We start from the raw sequence: 21539 nt of genomic DNA, 5'->3' as shown, positions 1-21539 counted from the left end.
GAATGCGGCCTGGCTTCAACAAGCAACAGCATGAGCTAAGTTAATATCGTTGCCGTTATTTCTGTCAAATATCTTCCTCTTTCTTTCAGGGCAAACGCATCTAAATATTTAGCGACGATGATCTGTCATTTAATAATAGCTAACGGAATAAGCTTATGATGTAAAGAAGCTGATCCTGGTCAAACGAGCCAAGTCGCTTCAGCACCTGTTTTGGCCAACAACAGGCACAAACATTTGGATGCGCTTAAATGCACAAACATCAGTTTAGTGTTAACCATGCATATTTACAATATGTTAATTATCAGTTATTTATAATAAATAAAATTAAAATGTGTTAAGTTATGTTAACCCAGTTTAGATGCCCGCCCTTTCTTTACTTCATATCCAGGGCGTGATCGGCTTTTACATCTTCTCCGCTCCAGATTTTAACTGCCGTCCATTTGAGGGGTGGGGCGCTCCAGAATTCGTCCGTTTCGGGCAAGCCAAGGGGTACAAAAACATTACTGCAAATGTATAAGCTGCCGGTAGTAATATAAAAATCGGCCAGGCCGGGTTGTTTGCCGTAAAGGCCGATATTGAGCCATCCATCCGCGGTGAATGTAGCGGGCGACTCCAATGTTTTTTTGATAACAGCGGTTAAAGCGCAACGTACCTGTGCCGGTGCCAATGATGCCGGGAGTTGTTTAATATAAGCCATATTGGCCAAATGATGAAAAACCCCTGCCCGGTAAACTATTGAGCGGCCGGTTGCCGGGTAACTGCCATCGGTGTTAATTAAGCGTTCCAATATTTCAGCATAGCGTTGGCCTATGGCTTTTACGCGCTCCTGCTCGTGTTGGTAGTTCTTCTTTTTTTCGCCCTGCACCTGTAGCATGGCGGCTAAATTGGGCTGTATCACAATGCTGTTGTAATAATCCAGGTGAAAGGTCATCCCATCAGAAAACAGGCCATCGCCAACATACCAGTGCTGGGTAAATTCGCGGATACCATATTCGGTACGTAAAGGGTCGTCCCCTAAATCGTATTTACAAAAGAAAGCCTCTATCATCCCCGAAAACAGGATCCAGTTGGAGTAAACCGGCACCGTGTTACGGGTTATCTTCATGGCATCAACCACCTGTTTTTTTACATTATCGTCCAGGTGTTCCCATAACCAGGGGCTCCTGACAAGCGCAAAGGCTACGTACGATGCATCAACCAAAGGCTGCCCGCCATTCCATTGCAAATAATCTTTAGCCTGCGGATTAACCGCGTTGGCTATCGCCTTTAACACCCATGCGCGGTACTGGTTACGCAGTTTTACTTCAGCGGCATCGCCCCCTTCCAGGTTAAGCCAGGGAGCAATTCCGCTTAAGGTGCGGCCAAACGCTTCCAGGTAAGCTACTTTTGAACGCCCTTCCTTATTATCTATATGATCAGATAAACTAACCGGCATATTTTGCTTCAGCTTATCTTCGGCCAGGTTTGATATTACGGGCCGGGCTATTTTATCCATGTACGCCAGCCACAGTTTCCTGTCGGCAAGGCCGTTTGATATATTTTTTTGCGCCCATAGGTTAAGCGTCAATAACATTATGCAAAGCAAAAACAATAATTTTTTCATAGCAGTTGTTTTTTCTTTAAAGTCGCAGACAGAATTGAAGCACAATCCACCTCCAGCACCTGTACCGGCTGGGCAGTAATATTGGCCTGCCCTTCACCATCCACCTGTACTACTTTTTGTATAAACAGGTTAAGTATCTTTTTATCCTTCCATAGTTCGGTATCATAAGTTGGTTCCCAGGCGCCGATGGTAAAAGCCGACAAATCATTAACCGTCCACTTATTTGCGGTCAGGTTACCGGTAAGCGCGACAGAAATTTTATTTCCCCGTTCTATATCTCTGAATATTAAGGCCGCGGCCATATTTTTACCCTGTTTCCAGGCAATTACCTGCGGGCGTGATATGGGGATACTCTTTGTGCCCATTCCGCTTAAACTAAAAGGGGTTTTGCGAAAATTGAGGTTACTGTTGGCCCACCGGCCATTATTTTTATAGATAATATGATATTGCGGAACCGTTTGCCCTTCCTCGCGCCAGTAGCTGGCTATGAATGGGCTGCCTTCGTCGTCAATAACCATAGATGTTTGGTTAATAAGCTCGCTTTTCTGTGGAATTTCGCAAGCGTGTTCGGCAGTAGCGGCGGTAATTGGCAAATTATACCTTTGCCCTGTTGAGCGTTCCCAGTTTATACCGCCATCTTTTGACAGCGCATAACACATATCATGGTTACTGGCCACGTCAGGGCTTTCGCGCCATACCCACGACAGGTGTATAAATCCTTTTTTATCAATGGCCATTTGCCAATAAGCATTTCGTTTACCTTCGCCGTCAATAAGGTTACTTTGCACATTTACCCATTTTTGGGTTGTTGCCAGGTACCGGTTAATAACCAGGTTGCCATTGCCAGACGCTCCATTTCTGTAAAGAAATAACAAATCGCCTTTGGGCAGCTTATAAAATTCAGGGTAGCTTACACGGTTTTCAGCGATGCCGGTCATTGATTTTTTTGCCGATAAAGCGATGCTGCCGGGCGCAATGCCCACAGCATAGTTTAATGGCTCATTATGCAAGCCCCAGGCCACATGCAGGTATCCTGCCCCGTCAACCATAATGCTGATGGTTTTATGGGCATCGGCAGCATCGCCTTTGTAGGCTGTGGCAGCAACCTGCCATTTATTTGACCCGCTTTTTCTTTTGGCCAGAGTTAATACCTGCTGCTGATCATAATAGGCGGCATATTGCTCGCCTTTAAAAGTAACCAGCGAGTTTTTGCGAAAAATAACTGTATTCACCGAGTTATTAGCCCACCCGGGGCCGATGGTACTAACTTTTACCGGGTAAGTTTGCGCACCTGAATGCAGAAAGCTACCTATCAGTAAAACTATAAACAGGGAATGTTTGAGGCGGTTAAAAAGCATAAGTAGTAAAGTGTGCGGCAATATACACCGCCACACACTATGATTATATTAATAACCCGGATTTTGTTCTAAAACTGCATCCTTATTCAGTTGAATTTCTGATAAAGGGATAGGGAGCAGCAAATTTTTTGCTGCCAGGCCGGTTGTGGGGTGCTGTACGTCATTTGAATTGAGGCGTGTTGCACGGTCAACCAGGGTTCCGGTACGCATCAGCGTCATCCTGCGGTTTTCCTCTCCAATCAATTCGCGGGCACGTTCATCAAGTACAAAATCCAGCGTCATCTGGCTGGCGGTGACCTGCGGTGCCTGCGCTCTTGTGCGCAAAACGTTAATGGTGTTTGCTGCCTCGGCTGTTTTGCTTTGCTTCACCTGTGCTTCAGCAAGCAACAGGTAAGTTTCGCCCAGCCGCATCATCATAAAATCTTTAATCATGGCATAGCCAAAGGTATCGTTAGGGTCAAACGCGCCCCATTTGGTTATGCTTGGGCATATTTTATACAAGGTATCCGGTCCTGTAAAAGGCACCTGCTGGCCGAAGTTGGCAGCGGCCGGGTTGTTGATATAATAACGCCTCCTGATACTATATTGCGAGTTACGTAGATCGCCTGTTGGATATAAACCGTACAACACCCAATTACTCAACCTTAACCTTGCAATACTACGGCCGCCAAGCGAGTCGCAAATTACCATGCCGCTGATATTGTAATAAGCAGCTCCCCACACACGGCGTTGCTGGGCATTATCTGTATTACCACCGACTACCGAATTTGGATTTTCCTGTTCAATAACCCATATAGCTTCAGAGTTGCCCTGGCTGCGGCGCTGGTTACCGTACACAAACATATCTGAGTAATAATCGCCGGCGCCGCTTGCCCTTACACCGTAACGGCTGCTTATCAGGCTAAATTTACCGCTGCTGATAACTGCCTGCGCCTGTTGCTCGGCCAGGTCATTTTTACCCATACGCAGGTAAGCTTCGGCCAAAAGCTGCATGGCCATATATTTATTGGCCCTATCCACAGGTTTGCCCTGTACGTTTAGTTTAGATGTACCTGCATTTAAGTCAGCCAGGTTTGCGCTTGCAAACGTAAGATCGCTTATAATAAGATTGTTGACCTGATCAAGCGGGGCACGTACAAAATCTGTTTTCGGCGCAGCAAGCGGGGCCGTTACCAATGGCACTTTGCCAAATAATGTAGCCAGGCTATTATAGGCATATGCCCTAAAAAACTTGGCTTCGGCATCTATCATGTTTTTGCCTTTGGCGGTAAGTTTGGTGTTCGACGGATCTTCAACGGCCTTGATAATAATGTTGGCGTTGTTAATTAACGCGTAATATTTACCCCAGATATATGAAGCTGCCCCATCTGTTGGTGTAAGCTGTGCATAATTATAATATGGCACTTCAATACCTTGCTGGTTTGCAGTAGCATTGGCCACATCGGTACCCACCTGCCAAACGCTTGGCCAGCCCTGGGCGCTTGAATAGGTTAAAATAGTACTTTCGTAGTTATAAAGGCCCACGGCGGCGGCTTCAAAGCCCAATGAATCGTTAAGCGTTAGCGGGGTGTATGAGGAGTAAGGCTTTTCGGCCAGGTATGACTTTTTACAGGATGCAAATGCGATAATAAGCACTGATACAGAAGCCACTATAATTGAATACTTTTTCATATCGTTATCTTTTATCAGTTTATTTTAATGAAATGTTGGCACCAAAAACAAATGTGCGGGTAGTTGGATAATTGTTTGTCCAATCGCCGGATCCCCTGGTCGAATAATTATTTTCAGGATCCCAGCCAATCCACTTGGTAAAAGTGTGCAGGTTTCGGCCGCTTACATAAAACGTTAAGCCGTTGATGTGCGCTTTATCTAACAGTACCTGCGGCACAACGTAACTAAATGTTACATCTTTAATGCGGGTGTAGCTGGCATCGCGCGGATAGCCGTATCCCCGGGTATTGGTATAAGATAAAGACTGGAACGAGTTGTTGCCGTTTGATGGTGTCCAGTATTCTATGGCCGCCGGTGTATTCCTCCTGCCCGATTCATCAGCATAGTTTAAATCGGCATTGTTTTTAAGCATACCTTGTGCTGTTTGTATGAATATGCTCAGGTTAAACTGCTTATAGTGAAAAGTATTGGTAATACCACCGGTCCATTTTGGCGTAGTTTGCCCCTGGATAACCCTGTCATCGGCAGTAATTTTGCCATCGCCATTGGTATCGGCAAATTTCAGGTCGCCTGGTTTTGCACCCGGATCTTGTTTGGAGGCATCCTCGCCTGTTTGCCAAACGCCTGTCATTTTGTAATCATATATTACGCTGATAGGCTTACCTATAAACCACCTGTTGCCTATGTCATCTTTCCCATCCCCATAAAGGCTCACAATTTTATTACGGTTTATAGCATATACAATGTTTGATTCCCAACGGAAATCCCTGCCATCAATGTTTTTTGTATTCAACGTAACCTCGATACCCTTGTTGGCCACTTTGCCAATATTATCCCATACTGACGAATAACCGGTAATAGCCGGAAGACTCCGCTTTAACAACAAACCAGATGTGCGCGTTTTGTAAGCATCAACCGATCCGTTAATTCGGCTGTTAAATAAGGAGAAATCGGCCCCGATATTGGTTCCCACCGTGGTTTCCCAAAGCAGGTTGGCATTGCCCAGGTTACTGGCCTGTACCCCAATAGTGCTTACCCCATTAAACGGCGAACGAACAGTACCATCTGTTGTAATGGTTTGATAAACACTTATTGCCTCGTTGCCGGTTTTTCCGTATGAGCCTCTCAATTTTAAACTGCTAACTATTTTTGAATCCTTCAAAAAGTTTTCCTGGCTAATGTTCCATCCAAGTGCTGCCGATGGAAACACACCATACTTGGTAGTATTAGCGCCAAAAACCGACGATCCGTCGCGGCGGGCGGTAACCGTGAACAGGTAACGGCTGTTATAGGAATAGTTGACACGCCCCATCTGCGAGTTAAGCGCATACCTGTCTGAATATGACGACGAGGTTTGTGTTGCACCTGCACCAATATTATTGAATGAAAGTTCATCGTTTACGAAACCAGTAGCTGCTGCTGTGGACGTAAAATACCTGCGGCGCTGCGCGCTGTATAAACCCGTAAAATCAAAGTGGTGCTTGCCGATGTCCTTGTTGTAGTACAACAGGTTTTCGATAGTATAGGCCGTTGTTTCGGAGCTTGCAGCACTGGCCGAGCCCAAAGGCGTATTTGCCAAACGGCCGCTGTAGCTATCAACACGGGTTGGCAAATAGGTGTAGCCGGCGTTTACCCGGTATTTCAGCCCTTTAAGTACGCCGCCAAATTTAATCTCGGCGTAGCCGTTGCCATTTAAGTTCACGCTGCGGTTTACCTGGTCGGTAGTTAAACCCAATAAGGGATTGGTATACAACAATTCGGGCGCCATAGGGTAAATGGTATAAGTACCATCGGCATTATATAAATTACCATAGGGGCTCATGGCTGTAGCGAATAACAGGTTGGCCCTGCCGCCATCGTAATTATTGTTGGAAAAAAAGGATGACATACCAACAGTTAAAAAATTGGTAACATTCACATCAAGGTTTGAGCGGATGCTTACCCGGTTATACTGGTAACCTTTTACCACGCCTTTTTGCTTCATGTAATCGCCCGATATAAAATATTTAACATCGGGGCTACCACCAGAAACGCTGAGGTTATGATCTTGCATTACCCCTTGCTGGGTAGTTTCTTTAACCCAATCAATGGTTTTACCTGCCTGGTAATTAGGCAGCTCGGAGCTGTTTGGCACCGGGCTGGTTTGTGTTTGGCCTGTTTGCGAAAGGTAATCGGCATACTTTTGAATATAAGATGCCGGGTCGCGCGGCTCCAGGATATGCGCAAGATTTTCTATACCAGCATAACCGCTATAACGGATAACGGGTTTGCCGCTGTTCCCTCTTTTGGTAGTGATCAGGATAACCCCGTTGGAGCCATTGGTTCCGTAAATGGCAACTGCCGATGCATCCTTTAATATTTCCATAGAAGCGATATCATTAGGGTTGATATCGTTAAGTGAGCCGCCGGTTTTACTAAGCGGGATACCGTCTACAACCACATACGGGCCGGTACCCGCATTAATGGAGTTTTGTCCCCTCACTATTGAGCCAGGCACTGCCCCCGGTACAGATGATGTATTGGTTATGGTAACCCCTGCCACGGCACCTTCTAAAGCTTGCAGTACGTTGGTAACCGGCAACTCCGATAAACGGGCTTTTGGTACCGATGCAACCGCACCAGTTATATCCGACCGTTTTTGGGTACCATAGCCAACCACAACCACCTCGGTTAAATCCCTTGAAGCCGGCTCTAAAGAGACATTTATCAGGGATTCGTTATTGATAAGCCTTTTTACAGTTTTATAACCAATAAATGAAAACACCAAAGTTTGCCCTGCATTAGCCTTAATGGTATACTTACCATTATAATCGGTTGATGTGGCATTGGCTATACCCTCAACTGCTACCGTAACACCTGGCAAAGGTTCGCCTTTTTCGTCTTTAACGGTACCGGTAATGGTTATTATCGCATTACTGGTTTGTTGGCTGTCCTTTTCCTTAATTACAATGGTGTTGTTGCTGATGGTGTAGGAAAGCGGCTGATCATGAAATACCTTATCGAGTATAACATCGATAGAAGCATTACTAACATGAATGTTAACCGGCCTGGTATCCTTCATCATACCTTCGGTATAAATAAAGTTGTAGCCGCTTTGCTTCCTGATCTCTTTAAAGAGTTTTTTTAATGGTGCGTTTGTTGCCGAAAGATTAATGTTTTGCGCATAAGATGAAGCGCTGACATGCATAATAGCGACAAAAAAAAGGAGTACAGTTATTTTCACAACTAATAATAACTTTTGAGGTATGCATAGTTTGGGCATACCTATGTTAAAAGTAGATATTTTCATACTTTTGAATAGTTTGGGTTAAAACAAGGTTTATTGACAAATAATTTTTCTATGCGCCGGAACGGCGAACAGATTAACGGGTTAACTCAAATTTTTGGCGTGGAAGTGGTGGTACACTTTCACGTTTTTTTTAAGTCCCGTTTTTAGGGTTACGTTCGTAGTTTTCTTTTCATTTTTTTCTCGGTTTTTTAGATTATTATATTGGTTGTTTATTGGCTTGGTTATAATTTATTCCGATACGGATATTTTTTTACCCGATACTTTAAAATGCACTTTCCGGGTAAGCTGCAACGTATTCAACACTTCAGAAACATTGCTGAACCTGGATACAGAACCGCTGAACTTGTCGGAGGGCAGGTTGCCGGTGTATGCCACATCTACGTCGTACCACCGGGATACCATCCGCATAATTTGCTGTATATCATTACTTTCAAAAACAAACAGTCCATTTTTCCAGGCAGTGGCCTCATCTACATCAACATCACTTACATTAAATGCAAGCGCATTTAAAAAAGCCTGCTGCCCTGGCTGTAATATCCGGGTTTGATTTTTAGCGGTTGATGTTACTTTTACCTTACCTTCAAGCAGCGTGGTTTTAATGGCCGGCTCATCATCGTAGGTATTAATGTTAAAATGTGTGCCCAGCACCTCTACTATTTGCGATTTACTGTAAACCCTGAACGGTTTGGCAGCGTTATGCGCCACTTCAAAATAGGCCTCTCCGGTAAGCTCAACTTTACGCTCGGTGCCGCTAAATGTGGTTGGATAGGTTAACGAAGAAGCCGCATTTAACAACACCCGGCTGCCATCGGGCAAAACAACCCAATATTGGCCGCCGCGGGGCGTAGTCATGGTGTTGTAGGTATTTAATTCCGCCTCATCAGATCTCGATTTTTCAGATGAATCGTAAACAATTCTTCCATCGGCAGTTTTATTAATTGCTACCGCGCCCTGTACAGCAAGGGTGCCGTTGCGGGCGCCGGTTAAAGTAATTTGTTTGCCATTTGCCAGGGTAAGTATGGCTTTATTACCGCCAGGCAAAATATCATTTTTAGGGTTAGACCGATGGACAAGCTGCGCAGGTGCCTGCCGTTTTTTAATAAACAGATAGGCGCCAAATGAAACAAAAACAAGGATGGCAGCAGCCGAAGCAATAGAGTACCACTTTTTAAAGTGCCGGATTTTGGCAGTTTCGGGAATTTCATCAACAATCCTGTTCCACATCAACTCCTCTTCCATTAACGGATCGGCCGGCCCTTCGGCTACAGGTTGCTTATCGGCTTCGTGCAAATACCAGTTATCCAGCATTTGCTGTTCTTCGGGCGTGCAGTTGCCGAGTTGATACTTATTTAATAATTCCTGTGCTTGTTCCCTGGTCATGGTTTATTGGCTGTTATTTAATGAAACGGCCAGCCAGGGATGAAGTAGTAGATAAAATTAAAAAAAAGTGAAAAATTATAATCCCGACAAAATTAAAACGATTGCCGAAAGATGGTTAAGCTTAGGCCTGATTATCCTGATAGCGTTGCTGATTTGTTTTTTAACGGTTTTGTCGGATATATCGAGTTCGTCGGCAATTTCTTTGTAAGTAAGGTGCTGATGTACCCGCATTTCAAATATTTGCTTCATTTTAAGGGGAAGCTGTGCAATTTCTTTTTCCAGCGCTTCCATTATTTCTTTTTCCTCTATCCGCTCCATCGTCTGGTTACTATTGGCTTCGGCAAAGGCGGCTAACGAATCCAGGTAATCCAGCCGTACCCGCTTGCGCGCTATTAGGTCAAGCACCTTATTTTTTGTCGATATAAAAAGATAACCGGCTAAATTAGCGTCTGAGCTTATGCATTCCCTTTTCAGCCATAACGAAGTGAAAGTTTCCTGTATAATATCCCTGGCGTCATCTTCGTCGCGGAGCATTTTCAGCGCATGCATATACATTACCGTCCAGTACCGTTTATAAATTTCGGCAAAGGCCTCCCGGTCGTCGTTTTTTAACAACGCTATCAACTCCTGGTCAATAAGCAACCGTTTTAGGGGCATAACTGGTTTAATTAACGAATGTAATGCATTTTTTACAAAAATTGCAATACGTGTAAACCATCGTGACCTTCCCCGTCTTTTTACAAGAAGGTTCTTTTTTTCCATGCCGGCAAGGCTCAACCTATCGGTTTTCACAAACGCCTGGCTTAAAGTAGTAAGTAGTATTCCACTCTATCACCAGATGAGAAATGAAACTGGAACCGGATATTGCTTTAAAACAAAAAACTGTAGTTAAGTAGTATTGTTATTTAAAATCGGCCGCGATAGTTGTGGATTTCCACTGTTCTAATTCTGCAGACATGGCGGCCAGTTTTTCTGATGCCCTATTATAGGCATCGTTCCCCAGAAACAGGTGCATCGGCGGCTGCGGAGTTTCGGCTAATTCAATAAATATCTCCGCGGCGCGATCGGGATCCCCGGCCTGCTGTCCGTTCATGGACAGGTAACGGTCCTGCGTATTTCTTACGGCTTCATAGCCTTCTATCTTGCTGACTGTTAGGGAAAGTGAGTTTTTGGTTAAAAAACCTGTGCGGAAGCCTGATGGTTCGACTACAGTAACCTTTATTCCAAATTCTCTTACATCAAGCGCAATCACTTCCGAAAAAGCAGCCACCGCAGCTTTGGTGGCCGAATAAACAGACCAGCCTGGGGCACCCACAAAACCGGCCACCGAACCGATATTTATAATATAGCCCGATTTTTGACTACGCATTACCGGCAGTACCGCCCGTACCACATTTATGGTTGCCAGCACGTTAACATTAAAAATATTCCTGATCTCCTGTTCGGCTATTTCTTCCACGGTTCCGGCCATTCCGTAGCCGGCATTATTAACTACCACATCAATCCGTCCGAATGCGCCCAGCGTTTGTTGTATCGATTCATCAATACAATCCGGGTTATTTAAATCGACAGCCAGCGCAAGAAAACGCTCTTTGTCTACCAACCCAACGGACTGGCTTAACGCCCTGGCATCGCGCGAACTTGCGGCCACCCGGTAGCCACGATCAAGCAGCTTTTTTACAAGGGTCAGCCCCAATCCCTGGGAGGCCCCGGTTACATACCATACTTTTGAAGTGTTCATGATATCATACTTTTAAATGGTCAAAATACACTGTGGTTTCTTCCAATATAGACTTCATCAGTTCGGCGGCCTTTGTATGTTTCAGCACCGGCGCTATCTGCCCACCCCAGAACAGGATCATATCCCATTTTTCCTGTTCGATAGCGGCTTTTCGTAAATGCGCCATAAACTGTGTTTGTAGCGGGAAGGGAAGAAAACCTTTTTCCTTATGCACCAGGTCCTTTGCAATGCGGCTGGTTATGCCTCTGCCCAATCTCCCGGTAAATGCTCGCGATAAGGCGGTATACTTAGCCGCATCAGAAAACAGCATTTGCCGGTGGATTGCAGTAGCATTCGATTCATCGGTTGCCAGGAACGCGGTACCAATTTGTGCGGCATCTGCGCCAAGTACCAACGCGGCGGCAACACCTTTTCCGTTGGCAATACCACCTGCAGCTATAACCGGGGTTTTTACCTTCTCCTTAATCAGTTGAAGCAAAACAAAAGTCCCGGTGGTAGATGATTCTGCCGGTGCCAGGAATGATGGGCGATGTCCTCCCGCTTCAAAACCGGAAGCGATAATGAGGTCGACCCCGGCTGATTCCAGCACTATGGCTTCATCCAGCGTAGTTGCCGCGCCTACGGTAACAATGCCCAGCCGGCGGCATTGTTCAAGAATATCGGCAGATGGGATGCCAAACATAAAGCTAAATACCGGCGGCCTTTGATGCAGGATAACTTCGACCTGATTTTCAAAACGCGATGTAAACACCATAGGTTTTTGGGGCAGGGCAATTCCCAACTCATCAAAATAAGGCCTGAATAATTCTTCGGCCTGTTTAAACTGCTCGTCTGAAACAGTACCGTTCACGGCATCTGTATCCGAAACCCACAGGTTAATATTGTAGGGCTTATTGGTTGCCGTTTTGATTTGCTTATCTACTTCGATTATTTCCTGCGGACTTAACGTGTAAGCTCCGTAACCACCAAGCCCGCCGGCGTTAGATACTGTTGACACCAGCTCAACAGACGACAGGTTGCCGCCGAATGGCCCTTGCAGGATAGGGTATTGGATACCCAGTATTTGGGATGCTTTTGTTTGGTACCACATCATCTTTAAAATTTATTGGGCTACATCGCTAATCATTTTATTAACGATAAGCCAGCTGTTATCAATTTTATGAAACGACAGGAACTCATCATAATTAAAATCGTACATTTTAACATGCACCCTGGCCACCGCTATTGAATTGACCACATTAATTGAGATGATTGTCCCCTTAAAAGGCTTGCCGGAATCTTTCGGGCTTTGACGATGAGCGACGCCATCCAGATATTCATCGAGCGTTTTGGCATATGGCTGCCCCTTAACATCGCCGAATAATAAAGTGCCGGGATTGTAAATCTGTTTCAGTGTATTAATATCACCTTCGTAGATGCCTTTGAAGTAATAATTTTCCAGCACCTGGGTGATGGCTAATGAATCTTGATTATTAGTTTCCATTTTCTTTGAATTTTGCGCTTTTAATACCAGCAAAGTGCATGACAAAAAAGCGGTCAATAAAAGCGTTTTCATGTTAATTCAAGTTGTGCCCGGCTCCCATACCACCGTCTACGTTGATGATGGCACCGTTAATAAAATTACTTTTGGCAACGGTATAAACCATTTGAGCGATATCTTCCACCTCGCCAACGCGGTTCACCAGGTGCAATCCCGCGCCTTTGTCAACCTCGGCGCCGTGCATAGGCGTACGGATAACTCCCGGCGCAATTGTATTAACCCTGATGTTATCTTTGCCAAATTCGGCCGCAAGTTGTAAGGTGAGCGAATGGATTGCCCCCTTTGATGCAACGGGTGCGGTGGAGGGAGCGCCTCCAAGAGCATGGACTACCAGCGGTGTGCCGATATTGATAACTACCCCATCGCGCTGTTTAAGCATTTGCGGAATAACAGCCTGGGTGGTGAAGAATGTACCCTTCAGGTTGGTATCCAAAAAGCGGTCGAGGTAAGCTTCGTCTACTTCAAGGAATGGCCTGGTTTCATAGATGCCTGCGTTGTTCACCAGTACATCTGCCGAGCCAAATTTTTCAAGTGCGATTGCAAGGAGTTTCTCCCCGGTACTTTTGTGTTTCACATTACCGGCTACCATAGCCAGGTTTTCGCCCCCGCCCAGCTCCTGGTAAGTCTGCTCTAATTTTTCGGCAGTTGCCGAATTGATCACTACATTGTCGCCGTTGGCCAAAAAGTGGCGGGCTACTTCTTTACCTATGCCAGATGAGGCACCTGTAACTATTATTGTTTGCTTCTTCATTTTCTTATTTTCTATCAGCAGTTATGCCTCTTTCTCTCAACACAGATACCTGCTCTCCGGCATGGCCCCAGTTGTCAAGGTCAACCTCCTGGATAACTACAAAGGTTAATTGCGGGTCTTTGTTCAATACATCACTCAACAGATCGGTAACCCCTTTAATCAGTTGCTGTTTTTGTTCTCTGGTAACGCCTTCACGGGTTACTTCAATTTTTACGTATGGCATGGCTTTAATTTTTATGCAAAAGCTGCTTATCAGGCAGCTTTTGCGGTTACATTTACTTTAAGTTCAAAATCATTGTAAATCAGCGTATCTCCAAGATCTTTAAAGAAATTACCTGAACGGAATTTTATTCCGTATTTGGTGCGGTCAATTACCAGCTTTCCGGTTGTAGTTAACAGGTTACCATTTATGTTGATGGCTGCATCAAAACCAACAGGATGCGTGATGCCTTTGATGGTCAGATCACCTTCAACATGATTGCCCGAAACTGAGGTGATATGTAAAGTTGCCTCCGGATATTTTTCAATAGAGAAAAAATCATCAGAAGCAAGGTGACCAGCAAACTGCGCATTGGTTGTAGGGTCGGTTACATCCAGTATTTTGATAGATGTAGTATCGATAGTGAATTTACCACCGGCAAGTTTACCATCATTTAAAATAAATTCACCTTCTTTAACGGCTATGGTACCATTGTGTGCCCCGGTTACCTTACGGCCTACCCAATCAATATTGCTTTGGGTGCTTACGATTTCAAATTTTTGAGTTTCCATTTTATTTGTGTTTTTAATTACACAACAAAGTACGGCAGGAAATTTCAGGGGCACGTGTGACCTACATCACATTTAAAATGAATCGATATTTATGTGATATACATCACTTTCAGGTGTTATAAAGCCGGCTCAGGGTTTCTCTCGAAACGCCTAAGTATGCAGCAATCAGGTTTTTAGGGACAATATTATAAAGCTCCGGATAAAGCTTCAAAAGCTCTTCATACCGGTATTTCACATTATTATTCATGAACGATAACAGCCTTTTTTGAGCAGCCACGTATCCTTTATTAGTTCTCCATCTAAAAAAATGTTCGGCATTGTGGAGTTCATTACATAGCTTCTCCCTATCCTCATTACTAAGGCAAAGAACCTCCGTATTGGTAATACAATCTACATTGATGGTAGCCCTGGTATTATTATATAACGCATTATAATCTGATGCCCACCAGGTGGGCATGGCAAATTGCAGGATAAACATTTTGAGATCATCGTTGATAAAGAAGGATTTTAAGCAGCCGGAGATTACAAAATATTCACAATCTACCTTATCACCTTCGGTAATAAGGGCCTGCCCTTTTTGAAAACGCTGCTGTTTAAAATGCGAAAAGAAATAGTCAAACTGCTCGTCGGTCAAACTGGCTATTTTAGCTACGTGCGCTTTTAAAATTTCTTTGGTTTCCATTGGCAGTTATAACTGGTACGCTGACAATTTAAAGTTAGGAATTAATTATAAATTCCAAATCAGCTGGCAATGTGCTTCAGGGCAAACGCATCTAAATAGTTAAAGGCGATAAGCTGTTATTTAATAATAGCTAACGGAATAAGCTTATAGCGTCGGGAAGATATAAGCATCAAGCGATACCTTATTTTTATTGGCTTATCGCGGTTAAATGATCCAGGTACACAAGGGACTTGTATTGGCCAACAACAGGCACAAATATTTGGATGCACCTAAATTGCACGATCAGTTTAGTGTTAACCATGTCAAAATTCAATATGTTGATTATTAAGTATTTAAATTAAAATATATCTGAAATGTGTTAAGTTATGTTAACCCAACTATGTGCGATTTTCCTGGCAATGCGCTTGTGGGAAAATCACTTTTGAAATCTTCTGCCATATAATCGCTGTTTACCGTTTCTTGCCAAAAACACTAAGAAAAAACAAGCCAGTCATTTTGCTTATCAGCGTCTTTTGCGTGAAATAAATGTCATAATTGAGGTCGCTGCTTATTCATAGTTGTAAAGCTTAATACGTTGAATGCCATATTCGCCCGTCGGGATCCTGAGGTGCCGGCCCTGGTGGTCTTCATCGCCGTTTAAACGACGTCGTGCCTGCCATTTACCGTTAACAAAAGTGCCCTCATCAACACTTTGTATTCCTGCCCGTTGCGACTGGTTTTTGGGTTTAAAACTTACTACCAGCCCGGTGCCACCCACATAAAACTCATCTTTTGATAAAGCGATGATGATGCCGCCCGTCAGCGGCCAGGTTGCTTCTTTGGCCTTTGGTGACCAACCTAAGGTTAAATCGTGCGCAACGGTTAATATATAATCGCCCATTTCCAATTTCACAGTATCGACAACCTTACTTAACAACATCCCTTCCATCAAACCTTGTTTTTTGGCTTTGCTAATCTCGCCCGATAACTGGTTAATAATATCATAGCATTTGCCCAACGATTCTGTTTCGGGCTTTTTGCCAGACTCAATCGAAAAAGGAGAAAAACCCAGGGCCTTATAGTGACCAATTGCATAAAAAGCTTTTGCATCCACCCCTTCTTCAAAACGATGTTCGGGAATCAGCAAGGCATTATCCGGCCGGGTGTAGCGGTCATTCCAATACTTAAAATTGGGGTTATAAAAATCAGGCGAAAGTAGGTCGATATCCGGGGCGGCAGCTTTCCAAACATCGATTAAATGGGGCAACGGGCCACCGCTTGGGTATTGCCCGGGCTGCTTACCGGGCGCGTTAAGGGCCGCGTTTACATACATTGGCAACGGGTAAACCGCTTTACCTGCCCTGGCTACTTCATTGGCATAGCTGGCAAAATACCAGGCTATAAACATTTCATCGGTAGCCGTGCTTTTACCAAAAACAGCCTCCCAGCTACCTGCTTTTTTATAGCCATTGCCCTCCCAGGCCGTTTGAATTTCGGGTACAAGTTTATCCCGATGCAAATTCAAATAAGCGATTAGCTTTTCGGGAACAGCCTGGCCAAAAGCAGCGTCGGCCGACTTTGAATGGTCGCGGGCACTGGGCAGCATGCCTATTTCATTTTCTACCTGTATCATTACTACCGTATGCTGCTGGCTGTCTGTTTGTTTTAAGTGCCGCATGAACGCGGCAAAAGCTTTACAATCTGCCTTCAATGCGTTTTCAGAAAACGGCGTAATGATCTCCTCAGATCGGCCTTCGCTGCTTTGCACACGCGGAAAGCGTTTTTGATCTGTTTTAACCCACGCTGGCGCGTAACAGCTCATGCTGTTTTTCCAGGTGCCAAACCAAAGTAATACCAGTTTAATTTGATGTTCCCGGGCGCTTTTTATAAGGTAATCAACCAGCATAAAGTTAAACGCACCTTCCTTTGGCTCCATCAACTCCCAATATACCGGGGCTATCAAGGTATTCAGGTGCATTTTTTTGAGTTTGAGCCAAATAGAATCCATGTACGCTGTACTTGAAGCGCTTGAGTTTCCTAATTCCCCGGCAGTCATCAGTAAGGGTTTGCCATTCACCAGCAATTCGGCATTATCACCCCGGTATTTAATTTGCGGCATTGCCGGGCTGCTGTTTTGCGCTTTGGTTTCAAAAGCCATCAAGCAACACCAAATAAATGCTAAAACAACTGATTTCATAACGGTTGAATTACTTTAATGCTTAATCCCAATGATAAAACAATTAATACCTTTCCAAATGATCCTGTTACTTGCCCGCGTATACCCACTGTAGCGCCTTAAGCATTGTAACCGGCTTACCCGATAAATGGGTAACATCGTCGATAATGATGTGCTTAAAAACAAGCTTTTGGTAATTACGCTCATCAAGTAAAGCAACCAGTTGTTTATTGGGCACTACCTGCCCCGGCGCTTCAAGCCCGCCTACTTCAATAAAAACATTTGCAGGCAGGCTTTTATGTTTGCCGAAATAGCTTTTTTCTACACCGAAAATACTGCCGTTATCATAACCTAAAGCCGGACTACCTATAAGAATGTTTTTAAAAAGGGTTGGCTGCGTAAACAAGGCATACGTGGCAAATAAGCCGCCCATAGAATAGCCATATAAGGTTCGATTAGCAGTATCTGTTTTTAAACCCGCGTCGATAGTGGGCATAAGTTCTTTTTCGATAAAGGCTAAAAAAGCAGGTGCACCACCACTTTCGGGCATTGCAGGGTTCTTTGTCGGCGTAAAATCGCGATTGCGTTTATTACCCGGCGTACCTATTAAACCGCCATCGCCAATGGCCACCAATATAGGCTCGGGAATATGGTATTCCGCCATCAAAAGCCCAAGATATTCCAGTGAAGGCGAAAAATCATTATCGCCATCAACAACATACAATACCGGGAATTTTCGCTTAGCGGTATCATAACCCGTCGGGTAATGGATATAAATATCATATTGATTGCCTGCCAGTTTGGAATGCATCTGCAGATGATTAGAGTTGGGTATGGTAACCAGCCTTGCCTGCTGGGCAAAGCCATATCCGCACAATATACAGCTCAACAACAAAGTTATTGATATTAATTTGAGCACCTTCATAGCAACGTTATTACAAAAATGGATCGATGAGTTTAATAGAGCCATCTGTATTATGCTGCAGCTCCGTCACCTTTACATTACGCAGGTGGGTTTTACCCGATATTTGGGTATCATGGTAAAATATATACCATTTGCCTTTTATTTCGATAATGGAGTGATGGGTAGTCCATCCTTGTACCGGTTTCATAAATACGCCTTTGTAGGTAAATGGCCCAAGCGGTTTATCGCCTATCGCGTAGCAAAGCAAGTGCGTATCGCCTGTTGAGTAAGTGAAGTAATATTTACCATTGTATTTGTGCATCCATGACCCTTCAAAAAACCGGCGGTCATGATCCTTAGTTAATAACGGTTTGCCCAGGCTATCTAAAATAACAACATCCTTTACCGCACCGTCAAAGCTTTTCATATCAGGTGTTAACAGGGCTACACGGCAACTGATGGCCGGGGCATCTTCCTGTTTCGAATCGGTTTTTGAGCCATCTGCCTCATATTTTCCGGTCGACCAGCGCTGTAATTGCCCGCCCCAAATACCGCCAAAATACATATAGGTTTTACCGTCGGTATCGGTAAACACAGCCGGATCAATGCTGTAGCTTCCGGCAATAGGCTCCGGCTCTGCCTTAAACGGCCCAACGGGGCTGGCCGATGTAGCCACGCCGATATGGAAAACGTCTTTTTTATCCTTTACCGGGAAGTATAAATAATAGGTGCCATTTTTATAAGCGGCATCGGGCGCCCAAAGCTGGCGGCCGGCCCAGGGAATATCTTTAATATCAAACCCAACGCCGTTATCAGTAACCTTGCCGCCAATGCTATCCATCGAAAGAATATGATAATCTTTCATGGCAAAATGGTCGCCATTGTCATTTTCGGGGATGCCTGCATTAATATCATGCGATGGATAAATATAAATTTTGCCGTTAAACACATGAGCCGATGGATCGGCAGTGTAAATGGAGCTGATAAGCGGTTGCGAAAGGAATTTTACCTTTTTGCCGGTATGAGCTTTGCTGCTGTCTGCATCGGCGGCCTTTTTTGTGGGAGGGTCGCATGCACTTAACATGCCTGCGGCTATAAAAAGCGTAGTAATTAATTTTGCGGTGGTAAATTGCTTGCTCATTGGCGTTTGGTTTATGGTGATGATTAATTGGTCATATAATTGTTGCCCCCGATACCCGGCACATAGTAAAACTTCATTTCTTTATAGTAAGATAGCGGATGCTCCGGCTTAGGATATACGGCTCCGACACGCATTTTTGAAAAGGCTTGAAAATATAAAACGCAGGCATCGCGCCAGGTAGTGGCTTCGGTTAACTGAACTTTCATCAGCTGCTGTACCAGGGCAAAACGTTCTGCATCTACTTTGCCCTGCATTTTATCCCAGGTTAAACCCATTTGCTTAACAGAATCGGCACCCATATAGTAATGGTGAACCATCTCATCCCACAACGACTTGCCCGAACGCATTTTGTAGGTCCAGCTTAAATGGTGGAACCATAAAAGGTATTCATCGGGGCAGGTTTGCAGGTTTTCCCAATGCGATTGAACCTGTGGCGCGTATTGCGACAGTGCATTGCTGCCTGTACCTGTTCGGTTAAAGCCAATCCCGGCCGAATCAGCCTTGTGATAGTAAGTGGCATTCCAATCGGGCCGGCCGGCATTGTCAACCCATGGGCCGGGGCCATAATGGGTAGATACACCCATGATGTGGTGCAAACCAAGCGGAGTCATATAATTAACTGTATTCTCCCTTGATTGTAGCATAATTTTTTTTACCGGGGATACAAAGCCAGCGTCATTGGTAAAAGTCATTTTTAGCCAGTCATCGGCTATAGCCGCCGGTGACCGATCGGGGTTCCAGGCTATGCGGCCAAAGGCATACCAGTTAGCCTGGGCAAAGGGATGACCGCACCAGTTTAAATCTGTGCCAATATTTGCTACACCGGCCATACCTGTTATTAGTTTTTTATTGAAATTACCCTGAAGGATACGTGATACGGTTGAACCCTTCCCCTGCGTGTAGGTGTCTGATTGCAGTGTTTCTGCAAATAACGACGCTTCATAAACCAAATGGGTCGAAAAGCCAAGGTACTCCTGTGTTAGCTGGAATTCCATCATCAAGGCGGTATTGGGCATAGCTCCAAATAAGGGATGAAAAGGCTCCCTCGGCTGAAAATCAATCGGTCCGTTTTTTACCTGGATGATTACATTATCTTTAAACTTCCCATCAAAGGGCTTAAATTCATTATATGCCTGTTTCGATCTATCGTCGGGCACGTTGTTATCATACACAAAGGCGCGCCACATTACTATTCCGTGGTGTGGGGCCATCGCATCGGCCAGCATGTTGGCGCCATCGGCATGGCTGCGGCCATAGGTTTGGGGACCAGGCTGCCCTTCGGAGTTTGCCTTCACTAAAAACCCGCCAAAATCAGGAATGTAACGGTAAATTTCGTCGGCCTTATCAGCCCACCATTTTTTCACATCGTCATTAAGCGGATCGGCTGTTTTCAGGTGACCTAACTCTACCGGGCTGCTGAATTTTACCGACAAATAAATTTTAATACCGTACGCCCTGAAAACATTGGCCAGCGCCTGAATTTTAATTAAATACTGAGGCGAGAGTATTAACGCGTCGGCATTCACATTATTGATAACCGAGCCGTTGATGCCTACCGAGGCATTGGCGCGCGCGTAATCAATATACCGCTGGTCTATAATCCCCGGCAGCTTATGCCAGTTCCAGATAGATGAACCTGCGTAGCCACGCTCTACAGTGCGGTTCAGGTTATCCCAATGATCAAGCACCCGGTACGTTATGCGCGGGCGATCTGTGATACTAAGATTATTGATTGGCTGCCGGGTTTGCAGCAGCTTTAAAAAATTAAAAACACCATACAACACGCCAACATCGGTATTGGCTGTGATGAGGATACATTTTTTTTGATTTATAAGCGCTGTCTTTATAAGATAACCCTCGCTTCCTACGCTGTCCGCAACGACAACAGCCAGCCCTTTTAACGATTGCGGTGTGCCAATGATAATTGTTTGCCCGCCTGCTATGGTTTTAGTATCGGCAAGATGCATCGATAACATACCCTCCAACCCTTTTGTCAGTTCGGCTTTAGCGGCCTTTAGCTGATCGGATTCCGCCGGGAAAATCATATACTTCAGTTGCTGTTTATAAACCGCTACCGCCGCCCGGTTGGCTATTTTGTTATACCCGAGCCAAAGTTTATAGCCATCATCGGCAAATGCGTTGCTTACCACACCTAACAAAAGCAGGATTAGCAAACACCTATTTTTTTTTACAAAATATTTGGCCATGGCGTTAATATTTCAGCGTTGGTAAAGTTTTTTGCCCGGTTATAAAAACAATAAAATGATGCATTAAAATTTCTGAAAGCACACGTGTTATACATGTCCTATCCACAATGGTTTATAATGACTTAAGCTTTATGCAATCGATTGCAAATATATAAACCTTTATTTATATTTAGCAATTCAAAACCAATTATTCAATTATTGCTGAAATCATTTTGGTCAGTCCCAGGTAATAGGACATAAATCGATGCAATCGATTGCCCTAAATTAGCTAAACAAGCATTTAATTTTTACATTTATCCATTAAATAATCGTCGGCCATTTATGGCACGTTACGCAGTTAGTTTTA

General features: G+C 44.5%; 17 protein-coding genes. All 17 read right to left on the bottom strand.

Annotated features, from left to right (window positions below; genetic code table 11):
- Positions 1-373 precede the first annotated feature (373 nt).
- On the bottom strand, positions 374-1603 hold the full coding sequence (locus tag BMX56_RS04135) for a DUF2264 domain-containing protein (protein ID WP_090641117.1): 1230 nt from the start codon (positions 1601-1603) through the stop codon (positions 374-376).
- Positions 1600-2961 (bottom strand): BNR repeat-containing protein, encoded by a 1362-nt coding sequence (locus tag BMX56_RS04130; RefSeq protein ID WP_090641116.1) that lies wholly within the window; start codon positions 2959-2961, stop codon positions 1600-1602. Before BMX56_RS04130 ends, BMX56_RS04135 begins: the two co-directional genes overlap by 4 nt.
- Before the next feature lie 48 nt (positions 2962-3009).
- Positions 3010-4632 carry a RagB/SusD family nutrient uptake outer membrane protein gene (locus BMX56_RS04125; protein ID WP_090641114.1) on the bottom strand — a complete coding sequence of 541 codons (1623 nt, stop codon included), beginning with the start codon at positions 4630-4632 and terminating at the stop codon, positions 3010-3012.
- 19 nt (positions 4633-4651) lie between these two features.
- The gene (locus tag BMX56_RS04120; RefSeq protein WP_218152373.1) at positions 4652-7921 is read right to left on the bottom strand and encodes a TonB-dependent receptor; all 3270 of its coding nucleotides are present in this window, start codon (positions 7919-7921) and stop codon (positions 4652-4654) included.
- 228 nt (positions 7922-8149) lie between these two features.
- Positions 8150-9301, bottom strand: coding sequence for a FecR family protein (locus tag BMX56_RS04115; RefSeq protein WP_090641112.1), 1152 nt, complete (start codon positions 9299-9301; stop codon positions 8150-8152).
- Between the two features lie 75 nt (positions 9302-9376).
- On the bottom strand, positions 9377-9958 hold the full coding sequence (locus tag BMX56_RS04110) for an RNA polymerase sigma factor (protein WP_090641698.1): 582 nt from the start codon (positions 9956-9958) through the stop codon (positions 9377-9379).
- A gap of 244 nt (positions 9959-10202) precedes the next feature.
- On the bottom strand, positions 10203-11042 hold the full coding sequence (locus BMX56_RS04105) for an SDR family oxidoreductase (RefSeq protein WP_090641110.1): 840 nt from the start codon (positions 11040-11042) through the stop codon (positions 10203-10205).
- A 4-nt stretch (positions 11043-11046) separates the two neighbouring features.
- The gene (locus BMX56_RS04100) at positions 11047-12135 is read right to left on the bottom strand and encodes an NAD(P)H-dependent flavin oxidoreductase (RefSeq protein WP_255369765.1); all 1089 of its coding nucleotides are present in this window, start codon (positions 12133-12135) and stop codon (positions 11047-11049) included.
- Between the two features lie 9 nt (positions 12136-12144).
- Positions 12145-12525 carry a nuclear transport factor 2 family protein gene (locus BMX56_RS04095; RefSeq protein ID WP_218152372.1) on the bottom strand — a complete coding sequence of 127 codons (381 nt, stop codon included), beginning with the start codon at positions 12523-12525 and terminating at the stop codon, positions 12145-12147.
- A 73-nt stretch (positions 12526-12598) separates the two neighbouring features.
- Complete coding sequence (locus tag BMX56_RS04090; protein WP_090641104.1) at positions 12599-13333, bottom strand: SDR family NAD(P)-dependent oxidoreductase; 735 nt, start codon at positions 13331-13333, stop codon at positions 12599-12601.
- Between the two features lie 4 nt (positions 13334-13337).
- The gene (locus BMX56_RS04085; RefSeq protein WP_090641102.1) at positions 13338-13556 is read right to left on the bottom strand and encodes a tautomerase family protein; all 219 of its coding nucleotides are present in this window, start codon (positions 13554-13556) and stop codon (positions 13338-13340) included.
- A 29-nt stretch (positions 13557-13585) separates the two neighbouring features.
- Entirely contained in the window at positions 13586-14104 is a 519-nt protein-coding gene (locus BMX56_RS04080; protein WP_090641100.1) for a YceI family protein, read from the bottom strand.
- 109 nt (positions 14105-14213) lie between these two features.
- Positions 14214-14786: a Crp/Fnr family transcriptional regulator gene (locus BMX56_RS04075; protein ID WP_090641098.1), complete on the bottom strand. Its 573-nt coding sequence runs from the start codon at positions 14784-14786 to the stop codon at positions 14214-14216.
- 547 nt (positions 14787-15333) lie between these two features.
- Positions 15334-16962, bottom strand: a complete 1629-nt coding sequence (locus BMX56_RS04070) for a GH35 family beta-galactosidase (RefSeq protein ID WP_143065354.1) — start codon at positions 16960-16962, stop codon at positions 15334-15336.
- Positions 16963-17029: 67 nt separating this feature from the next.
- Positions 17030-17830, bottom strand: coding sequence for an alpha/beta hydrolase (locus BMX56_RS04065; RefSeq protein WP_177183703.1), 801 nt, complete (start codon positions 17828-17830; stop codon positions 17030-17032).
- A gap of 46 nt (positions 17831-17876) precedes the next feature.
- Positions 17877-18986: a glycoside hydrolase family 43 protein gene (locus tag BMX56_RS04060; RefSeq protein ID WP_090641092.1), complete on the bottom strand. Its 1110-nt coding sequence runs from the start codon at positions 18984-18986 to the stop codon at positions 17877-17879.
- 23 nt (positions 18987-19009) lie between these two features.
- Positions 19010-21193, bottom strand: coding sequence for an alpha-glucuronidase family glycosyl hydrolase (locus BMX56_RS04055; RefSeq protein WP_090641090.1), 2184 nt, complete (start codon positions 21191-21193; stop codon positions 19010-19012).
- Between the last annotated feature and the right edge of the window lie 346 nt (positions 21194-21539).

The organism is Mucilaginibacter sp. OK283 (genome assembly GCF_900110415.1).
Lineage (GTDB): Bacteria > Bacteroidota > Bacteroidia > Sphingobacteriales > Sphingobacteriaceae > Mucilaginibacter.
The sequence above is the reverse complement of the archived record's forward strand: the minus strand, read 5'-3'. Positions and strand labels throughout refer to the sequence as shown.